Annotated in this window: 10 protein-coding genes; 6 read left to right on the top strand and 4 right to left on the bottom strand. The window is 39.3% G+C overall.

Translation table 11 applies throughout. From position 1 onward, the window contains the following. Positions 1 to 230: 230 nt before the first annotated feature. Together ACFSKV_RS09995 and ACFSKV_RS09990 are read right to left on the bottom strand one after the other, a co-directional pair. A complete protein-coding gene (locus ACFSKV_RS09995; protein WP_380802040.1) occupies positions 231 to 2102 on the bottom strand; it encodes a CocE/NonD family hydrolase in 1872 nt (623 codons plus the stop codon). 75 nt (positions 2103 to 2177) lie between these two features. Then, entirely contained in the window at positions 2178 to 2825 is a 648-nt protein-coding gene (locus ACFSKV_RS09990) for a sulfate ABC transporter permease (RefSeq protein ID WP_380802037.1), read from the bottom strand. 163 nt (positions 2826 to 2988) lie between these two features. On the opposite strand from ACFSKV_RS09990, the gene ACFSKV_RS09985 reads away from it, so the two are divergent. The 6 genes from ACFSKV_RS09985 to ACFSKV_RS09960 all read left to right on the top strand — a co-directional run bounded on the left by ACFSKV_RS09985 (position 2989) and on the right by ACFSKV_RS09960 (position 9255). After that, on the top strand, positions 2989 to 4140 hold the full coding sequence (locus tag ACFSKV_RS09985) for a tol-pal system protein YbgF (protein WP_380803299.1): 1152 nt from the start codon (positions 2989 to 2991) through the stop codon (positions 4138 to 4140). Positions 4141 to 4349: 209 nt separating this feature from the next. Further along, positions 4350 to 4832: an Lrp/AsnC family transcriptional regulator gene (locus tag ACFSKV_RS09980; protein ID WP_123953667.1), complete on the top strand. Its 483-nt coding sequence runs from the start codon at positions 4350 to 4352 to the stop codon at positions 4830 to 4832. 57 nt (positions 4833 to 4889) lie between these two features. Beyond that, on the top strand, positions 4890 to 5429 hold the full coding sequence (locus tag ACFSKV_RS09975) for an NUDIX domain-containing protein (RefSeq protein ID WP_380803297.1): 540 nt from the start codon (positions 4890 to 4892) through the stop codon (positions 5427 to 5429). 21 nt (positions 5430 to 5450) lie between these two features. Then, on the top strand, positions 5451 to 6815 hold the full coding sequence (locus tag ACFSKV_RS09970) for an MATE family efflux transporter (RefSeq protein ID WP_380802033.1): 1365 nt from the start codon (positions 5451 to 5453) through the stop codon (positions 6813 to 6815). A 74-nt stretch (positions 6816 to 6889) separates the two neighbouring features. After that, the gene (locus tag ACFSKV_RS09965) at positions 6890 to 8242 is read left to right on the top strand and encodes a M24 family metallopeptidase (protein ID WP_380802031.1); all 1353 of its coding nucleotides are present in this window, start codon (positions 6890 to 6892) and stop codon (positions 8240 to 8242) included. Between the two features lie 827 nt (positions 8243 to 9069). Beyond that, a complete protein-coding gene (locus tag ACFSKV_RS09960; protein WP_380802030.1) occupies positions 9070 to 9255 on the top strand; it encodes a hypothetical protein in 186 nt (61 codons plus the stop codon). Positions 9256 to 9332: 77 nt separating this feature from the next. Here the strand turns inward: ACFSKV_RS09960 and ACFSKV_RS09955 are convergent, their stop codons facing one another. Next, on the bottom strand, positions 9333 to 10520 hold the full coding sequence (locus tag ACFSKV_RS09955) for an MFS transporter (RefSeq protein ID WP_380802027.1): 1188 nt from the start codon (positions 10518 to 10520) through the stop codon (positions 9333 to 9335). A gap of 80 nt (positions 10521 to 10600) precedes the next feature. After that, positions 10601 to 11702, bottom strand: a protein-coding gene (gene prfB / locus ACFSKV_RS09950) for a peptide chain release factor 2 (protein ID WP_380802025.1) whose coding sequence is annotated in 2 segments (ribosomal slippage) — positions 10601 to 11641 and positions 11643 to 11702 — 1101 coding nt in all. Because the reading frame shifts where the segments join, the coding sequence is not laid out codon by codon here. Positions 11703 to 11733 lie beyond the last annotated feature (31 nt).

The raw sequence follows: 11733 nt of genomic DNA, 5'->3' as shown, positions 1-11733 counted from the left end.
TTTGTCTATAAACAGCAGCTAAGTTAAAGAAGTTTGTTGGAAAGAAGGAGAAATAGAGACTAGATACAAGATACAAGATGTACTAAGTACTATGTACAATGTGCCAAGAGGAATGAGGTTTAAGGAGGAAATAGAAGTTAAGAAAAGGGGACTTTTTGATCTTTCCCCTTTCCCCTTTACAATTTTGCCTTTTCCCTTTTGCCTTTTCCCTTTCTCCTTTTACCTATTAATTATTTCAATACCTGAACATGAATTGCAGTAGGCATTTCGGCATCATGGTACACGGAATGTGTTGCTTTGATAAAATCGGCATCATCTGCTTTGAAGATGTTTTCTACATATTTCTGAGGATTTCGGTCAATTAATGGGAACCAGGTACTTTGTATCTGTATCTGAATTTTGTGGCCTTTTTTGAAGGTATGCATCACATCTTGCAATTGTAAAGGAACCTCTGTTTTTTGATTGGGAACAAAAGGTTTCGGCTCAGAAAAACTATCCCTATATCTTCCTCTGATAACCTCAGATCTTACCATCATATGGTAATGGCTCATATGGGTACCTTCTTGTACATAATCGTGGTCGGGGGTATCTCCAGGGAATACATCCACTAATTTCACTATCCAATCTGCATCTGTTTCAGAAGTGGAGACCATTAATTTTGCCATGATTTCACCCGCCAAAGTCACATCTTCCTCTAAAACATCAGTTTCAAAAACCAAGACATCTGGCCTTCTTGCTGCAAAACGCTGATCGTCAGCCATGTATTTTCTTGGGGTAAAATTGAATTTGATGTCAGGGCTATGAGGTACAGGTTTAGCAGGATCAGAAATAAATGTTGAAACATTATTTCCTTTTGGTGATTCCATATTCAGATCGCCATTTGCATGGGGATAGAGTATTTTATTCTCCACTTCTTTTGGTGGCCAGGCATCAAATTTCTGCCATTCATTTTTTCCGGTATCAAAAATATAAGCTTCAGGTAGGCCTGTTTTGCCATCTGCAGATCCTTTTAGGAAATGATGGAAAAATTCGGCTTCCACATTGTTCTGATACCAGGTAGAGATGGAATCCCCGAAATAAATATTCGAAACCTTTTGGATTCCCAATTCTCTCGACCAATCTCCATGGGACCAAGGCCCTATCACCAAAGTATTATAGGTATTGGGATTGTTTTTTTCAATGGTCTTATAAATGGTCAAGGGTCCATACAAATCCTCTGCATCAAACCATCCTCCTACGGTCATGACGGCAGGTTTCACATCCTGTAGGTGAGGGATGATGCTTCTCTTTTGCCAAAATTCATTGTAGTCCGGATTTTCTTTCAGTTCGGTCCAGAAGAAATTGTCCTCTCCATAATATTTATCCGCATTTTTGAGTGAACCCATGTCCATATAAAACTGGTAAGCATCTTTGGTACCCGGATTGACCATTGCGTACCAAGGTTTGTCTGTAGGCCCATCATGCTGATAACCAAATACCACTGTAGCAGCCCAATAACTTAGGAAATATGCCCCATTATGATGAAAATCATCAAAATAAAAGTCACCTATAGGCGCTTGTGGTGATACAGCCTTCAATGCCGGATGCGAAAAAGGAAGTGCTGCTGCAGCATAAAAACCGGGGTAAGAGATGCCCCATTGTCCGAATTTACCGTTATGATTGGTGACATTTTTCAATAACCATTCAATCGTATCATAAGTATCGGTACTTTCATCAATTTCTTGGCTACCTTTTTTTCTATGAGGCACTGTTGGCCTCATATTGTCATATTTTCCTTCTGACATCCATCTTCCCCTTACATCCTGATAGACGAAAATATAACCTTCTTTCATCATTTTTGGAGAGGGACCCAACCCTGTTTTCAACTTTCCTTCCCCATAAGGACCGGAACTATAGGGGGTTCTCTGCATCATAAAGGGGTATTTTTGGCTTTTATCCTTTGGGGTATATACTACCGTGTGCAATTTGATGCCATCCCTCATGGGGATTTGATATTCAGCTTTATCATAATTGGCTTCTACATAGGCTGCATCTTGGGCATGAGATTGGTAATGAAGGACCAAGCCCGTAAATAACAAGATAAATAATTTGATATTTTTCATAGGATATACCTTTTTACTTTTCCATAAATATAGGAGCTACTTTGCAAAGAAGCGGTGGATTTTTTTGGAATGGATTTATTTATATACCAGGATGTAAAAAAGTAACCATAATAGGAAAAACAGGACGTAGCTGAATAAAATTACAATAACTGATTCTGATAAACTTCTTTTACTGATGCTGTGGTACCCCAATACCAGCAAAACGATGTAGACTATTTCGAAAAGATTGATCGCCCTTAGAGGATAATGGTATTTTTGGGACACTTGCTCGGCATCAACCAAAGAAAATAATGATAATGGATAAAAATCCCTGATTTCCATAAAAGTGACATCATCAGAAGGTTGGATGAAATAAATCATTTTAATCAATTCCGGAAGGATAAAAACGATTTCTGCAAAAAGGACATATTGCCAAAGTTTCACAAAAGGGGCTTTATAACCAAAAGCAAAGGAACCTGTCCAAATGATAAAAGCAGTGAGCGTAAATTTCCAAAGTAAAGCAAATGGCGTCCATATGTAATTGAGGGTATTGAAAATATGAAAGAGCATAAATGAACCATCATCTTCCAACTTCTCATATCCAGGAATGGACTGAAGGATCAAATCATTGGTGATATATCGGATAATAAGGTAAAATAAGACAACAATTAAAAAAAATAACCTTTTGTCGAAATCTAAAATTGATTCTATACGTTCAGATAATGTGGTTTCTGAATTATCCATGGTTTGAAATAAATATGAACAAATCTAAACGATTGTTTGGAATACCCTGTAATTTTGGGGAAAATTTAGAATAAGAATGCAAGTTAAGCGTAATTTAGTGATATTATTTTGCAACCTCCTCTTAGTGATGCTTTCTGTAGCTTCTTTTGGAATCGCTCAGGGAATGCAGGTGACTCTGGAGGATAACTCCGCTCCACTCGATAAAATAGGTAAAGAGGAGTCTCCGTATTTACTGTTGGACAAAGGGCTGCAGTTTAGGATTACTGAAACAGTCAATGCCCTGTATAATTTTGAATTCGACAAAGCTGAACGAGGTTTTTTGGTGATGCAATACCAATATCCGGAACATCCCCTTCCATATTTTTTGATGGGATTGAGTACATGGTGGAGGATTGCGCCGGACATAGAAAATAAAAAATTTGATGATCTTTTTCTCAAACAAATGGATGTAGTCATAGACAAGGCTGAGAAGATGTTTGACGAGGATCCTGAAAATAAAGAGGCGGCTTTTTTTCTGGCCGGAGCTTATGGCTTTCAGGGAAGATTGCTCAGCGAAAGGAAAAGTTGGACAAAAGCCACTTTTGCCGGGAAAAATGCGCTGAAATATTTAAACCTCAGTAGGGGAGAGGAAGAACTGAACCCTGAATTATTGCTTGGGGATGCTTTATTCAATTACTTTTCTGTTTGGATTCCGGAAAATTACCCAATTTTGAAACCGGTTTTGGCTTTTTTTCCAAAAGGAGATAAGGCGTTGGGTTTAAAACAATTGGAAGATGTGGCTCAAAACTCGTTTTATGCAAGGGTTGAAGCACAGTATTTTCTTTTCAGGTTATATGCCTCTGAAGAAAAACAGCCTTATAAAGCCCTGGCCATTACAGATTATTTACATGCTAAATTTCCCAACAATCCCTATTTCCACCGTTCCTTTGCGCGCCATCTATATACCGTAGGAAGAATGACGGAATCAAAAGAACAGAGTGAACAAATATTAGAGAGAATTGAGGCAAAATGGGAAGGTTATGAGGCTAATTCAGGGAGATATGCCGCTTTTTTCCTGGCTCAATATTACGAGAGAGTGAATGACAGGGCCTTGGCAAAGAAATATTACCTTCAGACCTTGTCCTATGGGGAAGAATCAGAAAGCCAGGAAAGCGGTTATTACCTTTATTCCCTCATTGCATTAGGAAAAATGGCCAATGAGGATAAACAAAAGGCAAAAGCCAAAGAATATTTCAATCAGGTAAAAAAATACGCTAAAAGAAAACATCCTGCCCATAAAGAAGCCAGAGATTATATCAAAAAGAATAAACTTTAATTTTATTTTTACGTTATATAGTCTAAAATTCAAGAGATAATTTGATTAAAATCATAATAATGTAGATAAATCCATCAAATTATTCTGAAAACATTATAATCATATAACAATATTTTGAAAACAACTGCGTTTTTTGTACACATTTGTTTTAAAATATTATCAAAATAGATTAACTTTGCACGACATAAAATTTTGAAAATTCTGCAAATATGGATAACAGCATAAAAGTGAAATTCGACAAAATTGACCGCAAAATCCTAGAGATTCTACAGGCCAATGCCAAAATAACAAATGCCCAGCTTTCTAAAGATATTGGATTGTCTCCAGCACCTACCTTGGAGCGTGTAAAGAAATTAGAGCAATCAGGTATCATTAAAAGTTATCATGCAAAATTGGATCCTGAGAAAATAGGTTTGGGTGTCAGTACTTTTGTGTTGGTCAGTCTGATTGGACACAATAAAGGAAATATTGATGCATTTATGAAGGAAATCAATGGGATTCAGGAGGTGATTGAATGTCATCACATTACGGGGACCGGAGATTTTATCCTAAAAATAATTGCCAAGGATATCACTGCCTACCAGAAATTGATGCTTGAAAAAGTCAGCGAAATCAAAGAAGTAGATTCCATGCAATCCATGGTTATTCTTTCTACCTTTAAGGACAGTAAAGTATTGCCAATCCCGGCTTAACAGATAATTAAGGAATTAATGAAGGGTGGCAGATTGTCACCCTTTTTTTATGTCAACATGGAAAACCCCTGGAAAACAAAATCTAAAAAGAAGGTTTACGAAAATCCCTGGATCAGGCTGGAGGAACATGAAGTGATCAATCCTTCAGGGAATGATGGGATCTATGGTAAGGTCTTTTTCAAGAACAAGGCCTTGGCTATTATTCCATTGGACCAAGAGGGGAATACCTGGTTGGTCGGACAATACCGATATGCACTGGATCAATATTCATGGGAAATTCCAATGGGGGGAGGTCCAATTGATCAGGATATTTTGGAATCTGCAAAAAGGGAATTAAAAGAAGAAACCGGACTTTCCGCTAAAAAATGGGAAAATATCATGAGGATACATACTTCCAATTCAGTTACTGATGAGGAGGGTTTTGTATTTTTGGCAGAAGATTTAACACAAGGGGAGACAGATTTTGAGGAAACAGAAAAAATTCAAATTCTTAAATTACCATTAACGGAAGCTATTCAAAAGGTCATGGACGGAGAAATAACAGATGCAATCAGTATTGCAGGATTATTGAAAGTGGCCAGATTAAAGAATCTCTAATTTTATTGACAGGCTTATAAAATGATAGGCAATTTTAAAGATAATTTTTCAAAGACTTTCTCTTTGGCTTTTCCGGTAATGTTAAGCCAATTGGGACAGGTCCTGGTAGGTGTGGCCGACAGTATGATGGTGGGTAGGTTGGGAGCAGAACCATTGGCGGCAGCCTCCCTGGCGAATAGCATCTTTTTTGTAGTCCTGATGTTTGGAATAGGAGTGTCTATGGCCATCACTCCTTTGGTGGCCATGGCTGATGGGAAGAACAATCCGAAAAGGATATCCAGGTTATTTAACCATGGTTTTATCATCAATATGGCTTCAGGAACCATGCTTTTTCTGCTGATTGTGCTTTCTTCTCCTTTGCTATATCACCTCAATCAACCGGAAGAAGTGGTCGTTCTTTCAATCCCCTATTTGGCTATCATTACGTTCTCTTTATTGCCTTTCATGCTTTTTCAAACTTTCAAGCAATTTGCAGAGGGGCTTTCACAAACCAAGCAGGCCATGTATATCACCTTGGTATGTAATGGCATCAACGTTTTTTTGAACTGGGTGATGATTTATGGTAATTTGGGTTTTCCAGCATTAGGATTAAATGGAGCAGGTTGGGCAACCTTGATTTCCAGGGTTTTGATGGGTGTTTTTATGTTGTATTATATCATCAAATCCAAAAGGTATATTCCTTATAATATCAGTTTTAAGGTCAAAAGTTTGAGTTTTCCTTTGGTGACCAAAATGCTCAAAATCGGAGTACCGACCGGTTTTCAGTTTATTTTTGAAGTGGGGGCCTTTAGTTCAGCAGCTATCATGATGGGTTGGATAGGAGTGACTGCTTTGGCGGCCCATCAGATTGCCATCAATTTGGCTTCAATCAGTTACATGATGGCATCCGGATTATCCACAGCAGCGATGATCCGGGTAGGAAATCAATTGGGGAAAAATGATATCAAAACTTTGCGGGAAGCAGGTTTTACTGCCTTTACCATGGTGGCAATTTTCATGAGTGTGACTGCTTTGATTTTCATAATATTCAGAGAGTTTTTGCCTTCCCTGTACATAGATGACCTGGATGTAATCAAATTGAGTGCTACTCTTTTGGTAATCGCTGGATTATTCCAGTTATCAGATGGAATTCAGGTGGTGGGTCTTGGAGCATTGCGGGGAATGGCAGATGTCAGGATTCCTACAATTGTGACACTGATCGCTTATTGGATTATTGGGCTTCCACTGGGATATGTATTTGGGTTTGTTTTTGGAATGAATGAGGTAGGTATTTGGTATGGTCTTTTAATTGGCCTGACAGTGACCGGGGCTATGCTTTTATTTAGATTCCATACCTTAAGTGCAAAATTATTGAAGCAAAAAGAAACTGCTTTTTCATCTATATAGTTTGCCTTTTTATTTCTGTTTTTCTTTTCTATTTTCCCTACCTAATTTTTATCCAAGTAAAAAAAAGGGTACATATGAAAAAAATAATTGTATTGCTTCTTTCAGCCTTGCTTTCGGTTGAAACCCTCAAGGCACAGGAATTTCATGTTCTGACTCAAAGACAACAGGCTGAAGTAATTGACCAATGGCTTGAAGAAAGAATCCGGACTATACTTCCCGGGCTTATGGATAGGGCAGGAATTGACATGTGGATAATCATTTCAAGGGAATATAATGAAGATCCGGTGATCAGGACTTTCCTTCCAGGAACCTGGCATGCCGCCAGGAGAAGGACTATGCTCCTAATTTATAAATCTCCCAATGCCAAGGAGGTGGAAACTTTGGCAGTGGCCAGGTATGATGTTGGTAAATCCTTCAAAAAAGCATGGGATCCTGATATGGAACCGGATCAATGGAAGCGTTTGACCGAATTGATAGTGGAAAGAAACCCTAAAAAAATCGGATTGAACATAGCCAAAGACTTTGGTCATGCAGACGGGTTAAATGTTACCGAATATAATACCCTTAAAGAATATCTTCCTGCAAATCTTCATGATAAGATTACCTCTGCACAAAATTTAGCAGTTGGATGGCTGGAGACAAGAATTCCGGCTGAAATGGCCGCTTATAGACATATTCAGTCCATTGCCAATAATATCATTTCGGATGGATTGTCTGAAAAAGTAATTACGCCGGGGGTAACTACAACAGAGGATGTACAATGGTGGTATAGGGAAAGGATCAAGGAATTAAAGTTGGATACATGGTTCCATCCTACTGTAGATATTCAAAGAGCAGATCCGGGATCCAAAGAACATGAGCGTTCATTTGCCGTCAAACCTGATTCCGAAGTCATTATGCCGGGAGATATGCTTCATATTGATTTTGGGATTACTTACCTGAGATTAAATACCGATACCCAACAATTGGCTTATGTGCTCAAACCCGGTGAAGATGACGTGCCTCAATATCTAAAGGATGCCATGAAGGTTGGGAATAGACTTCAGGATATCCTGACTTCCAACTTTGTAACAGGCAGAACAGGAAATCAGATTCTGAGAGAAACCCGGAAAACCATGGAACAAGAAGGTATAAGGGGAAGTATCTATTCGCATCCTTTGGGAACTCATGGGCATGCTTCCGGTCCAACCATAGGGATGTGGGATAATCAGGGAGATACCCCTGGAGCAGGAGATTACCCTTTGTATCCCAACACCCTTTATGCTATTGAGTTGAATGCTGTTGTTTTTGTAAAGGAGTGGAATAAGGATGTCAGGGTTATGTTGGAAGAGGGGGCTTTTTATGATGGAGAAAAAGTCACTTACCTTAATGGAAGACAAAGGGAATTTATGGTGATTCCCAGAAGGCAGGGATATCTTAAGAATTGAAATTTCTTTTAGGGATTTTAATAGTAAAAAGGCGCAGGAATCAACCTGCGCCTTTCATAAAAAATAAATTTTTGTTTGCCCCAAAAATCATTTTGCCCCTGTGATGAGTTTTTTGGGCTTATAATTAAAAAATTAATGATTGATGTATTGAAATTAGGAAAGGTTGATTTTTTGACCAAAGGATAAACGGATAAGTGAAAAAAATTATAGAGCTATTAAAGGGTAACCATTTTCTTTATAATTTCAACAAAGTATTCATTTAAAATTTCACAATTCCAAAATTTTCTCTAATGGTTCAAGCCCGCCTGCATCGGCCAGGTCTGTGACCTGCCTGAATGCTTTGGCAGGCAGGCTTGGACCTCCATCAATGCAGTCTCCTGACTGCTGGATTATCTGTTAATTATAAAATTGAAGTTCTAACATTACCCATCTGGACTTTAGAAATTAAAAATATATTATTATAGTCTTATCCTCTTACTTTTTGGCTTGACCCAAAAAGTAACAAAAAAGTCAAGATGGCGGAATCCTATCAGCCCACTAGGCCAGAGCCGGCCCGGTCCGCCATCATTCCTCCCCACCCTTCTTATCTGAATTTGATTCAATTTCCCCACGAAAATATTTTCGATGATTCAAGTCCCCCAATGGTCCAAGCCCGCCTGCATCGGGCAGGACTTTGCCTTGGACCATTTTAATGCAATCCCCTGAATTCCTTCTTTTGAATTTTCGATTCATATCGCCGGCGTACCCAATCATTCTCCGATTTCACTTAAAGCGCCGTCTAAGGGTTTGGGTATTAGTCACGGTCCCCGGGGTTAAAACCCCGTGTTATGAAATCTATTGTCCCTATGGGACTTCTTAAAGTTTACTCACTATTGGTATTCTACTCTGCTGGTTCAAGACTGCCTGCATCGGGCAGGTCTGTGACCTGCCTGAATGCTTTGGCAGGCAGGCTTGGACCAAAACAATGTAGTCTCCTGACTACTGTCTTGCTTCTCCAAAAGGAGGAACCTTAAATATTTCAGATAGCTGCTTCTGGAGAAGTAGCGGAAAACATTTGGAATTTGGGGCTTGGATTTTGGCATTTGGAATTTCACTCGGAATCTTCAGGAACCAGAAAAACCTGCTGTTTTGGAAGAGTGAACAGATAAAAAAATGCAATCATAGAAGTGATGGCCCCAATAGAAAACACCAAGGGGAAATTTTCAACTTTATTTGCAAATACATAACCGGATACCAATGCCCCAATGCCAATCCCAGCCTCCAGCGCAATGTACATGGTTGCCAAAGCCCTGCCTCTGAAGGCGTCCAATGAAAGATCAATTGTCCAGGCAGAGATCGTGGGTGAGTTCATCCCAACAGAACAACCAAAGATTACACCTCCAAAAAGGAGCATAAACTTGGTCTGGGCGAAAGCAATAATGACCATGGAAATGGCCATAAAGAGGGTCGCTACTTTCATTACAGGAATCCTTCCATATTTGTCAGATGTTTTTCCGGCAATGATCCGGATTCCTAAAGAAGACAGGGTAAATACAGCGAAAAACAGACCTTTATTTTTAATCCCCAGATAATCAGAGTAATCTGGAATTATGGTTAACACTGCTCCAAAAGAAAACACTGTTAAAAGAAGGACCAATGATGGTTTTAACACTCTTTTTTCAATGATTTCATAGCGGTGTAACCGTAGATGTTTGCGGTTTAATTTTTCTGCATTTGGTACCGTTTCTTTTAATCTGATGATTACCAAAATGGATAAAATTGATACAAAAGCTGATGCATAAAATAAGGGTTCAATCCCCCAAAACTGGCCAATATAACCTCCTAGTGCCGGCCCCGCTGCCATTCCCAATGAGCCAAATAAGGATTGAAGGCCCATGGCTTCGCCACGTTTGTTGAAAGGCACAATATCCGCCACATAGGCTGAAACCCCGGTAGGGGTAAAGCCGGTTGAAAATCCATGTGCAAATCTTAGGAATAGAAAGCCTGCTACTGAAGTGATGATGGGATAAAGCAAACTGACCACAAAGCAAATGGAAGCCCCAAAGATCATTACAGGAATCCTTCCTATTTTATCGGCCAACTTACCGCTGAACGGCCTGGATAGACCGGCTGTAAGGGTAAAAAGAGAAATAATCAGTCCTTTGTATTCCTCCCCCCCGATAGATGTCAGATAAGCCGGGAGTTCGGGTATAATCATATTGAAGCTGGCAAAAAATAAAAATGAGCTCAAACAGAGCAAAAAGAAATTCAAGGTAAAAAAGGATGGGAGAATTTTCATTATCTGGTCAGGAAAGAAATTGAGTGTCTTGGAAAATGAAAAAACCTTCCGAAGAAAAGCACTCCGGAAGGTTTGAAAAATCAGTCTTGTTTGGCTTCTTCCTCACTTTGTGCAAGAAGATAGGCTTTGATGAATTCATTCAATCCTCCATCAAGTACATGCTGCACATCTGATGTCTCATACCCTGTTCTGGCATCTTTCACCAGTTTGTAAGGGTGGAGAACATAGTTTCTAATTTGGGAACCAAAGTCAATTCTCAGTTTTCCAGATTCGATTTTTGCCCTTTCCGCATTCCTTTTCTCCATTTCCATTTGATAAAGCCTTGATTTCAACATCTGCATAGCTCTTTCACGGTTGGCCAATTGGGACCGCTCTACCTGGCAGACTACCACGATGCCGGTAGGTTTGTGGGTCAATTGCACCTTGGTTTCTACCTTGTTTACATTCTGACCTCCAGCACCTCCTGATCTGGATGTGTGAAAATCAATATCCGATGGATTGATCTCAATTTCAATGGTATCATCTATTACAGGATAGACATACACAGAGGCAAATGAAGTATGCCTTCTTCCATTGGAATCAAATGGTGAAATCCTTACTAAACGGTGTACGCCTGTTTCAGATTTTAAAAAGCCATATGCCAAAGGCCCATCAAACTGTAAGGTAACAGATTTAATACCGGCCACTTCACCTTCCTGCAAATCAACCTCTGTAACCTTATATCCGTTTTTTTCTCCCCACATGATGTACATTCTCATGAGTATGGAGGCCCAATCATTGCTTTCTGTTCCTCCTGCTCCGGGATTGATTTCCAACATGGCCGAAAGTTGGTCTTCCTCTCCACTCAACATTTTTTTGAGCTCAAGTTCCTCCACTTCTTTTAACCCTTTTTGGTATTCCGATTTCATTTCTTCTTCGGAAACTTCATCCAAGGAATAAAAGTCATAAAGCACTTCCAGATCCTGCAAAGTGGTTTCTACTTTTTCAAAAGAAGTAGTCCATGCTTTTCTGGCCTGAATCTGTTTCATGGTTTTCTCGGCTTCCTCCGGGTCATTCCAAAAATCAGGTTGAGAAGAAACTGCTTCAAAATCCTCTATTTCTGCTTTCTTTTTATCGTAGTCAAAGATACCTCCTCAAAGCCGAAACACGGGCTTTCAAGTCTTTCAACTGGTCTGATGTCATAGTATTTATTTATTTTGAGGTGCAAAATTCG

This window comes from Shivajiella indica (assembly GCF_042683085.1).
GTDB classification, from domain to species: Bacteria; Bacteroidota; Bacteroidia; order Cytophagales; family Cyclobacteriaceae; genus Shivajiella; species Shivajiella indica.
The sequence above is the reverse complement of the archived record's forward strand: the minus strand, read 5'-3'. Positions and strand labels throughout refer to the sequence as shown.

Excerpts from the sequence above, each read along its gene's own strand:
- ACFSKV_RS09960 (WP_380802030.1), top strand. The coding sequence starts at position 9,070 with ATGAAATCTATTGTCCCTATGGGACTTCTTAAAGTTTACTCACTATTG.
- ACFSKV_RS09995 (WP_380802040.1), bottom strand. The coding sequence starts at position 2,102 with ATGAAAAATATCAAATTATTTATCTTGTTATTTACGGGCTTGGTCCTT.
- ACFSKV_RS09975 (WP_380803297.1), top strand. The coding sequence starts at position 4,890 with ATGGAAAACCCCTGGAAAACAAAATCTAAAAAGAAGGTTTACGAAAAT.
- ACFSKV_RS09985 (WP_380803299.1), top strand. The coding sequence starts at position 2,989 with ATGCAGGTGACTCTGGAGGATAACTCCGCTCCACTCGATAAAATAGGT.
- ACFSKV_RS09955 (WP_380802027.1), bottom strand. The coding sequence starts at position 10,520 with ATGAAAATTCTCCCATCCTTTTTTACCTTGAATTTCTTTTTGCTCTGT.
- ACFSKV_RS09965 (WP_380802031.1), top strand. The coding sequence starts at position 6,890 with ATGAAAAAAATAATTGTATTGCTTCTTTCAGCCTTGCTTTCGGTTGAA.
- ACFSKV_RS09990 (WP_380802037.1), bottom strand. The coding sequence starts at position 2,825 with ATGGATAATTCAGAAACCACATTATCTGAACGTATAGAATCAATTTTA.
- ACFSKV_RS09980 (WP_123953667.1), top strand. The coding sequence starts at position 4,350 with ATGGATAACAGCATAAAAGTGAAATTCGACAAAATTGACCGCAAAATC.
- ACFSKV_RS09970 (WP_380802033.1), top strand. The coding sequence starts at position 5,451 with ATGATAGGCAATTTTAAAGATAATTTTTCAAAGACTTTCTCTTTGGCT.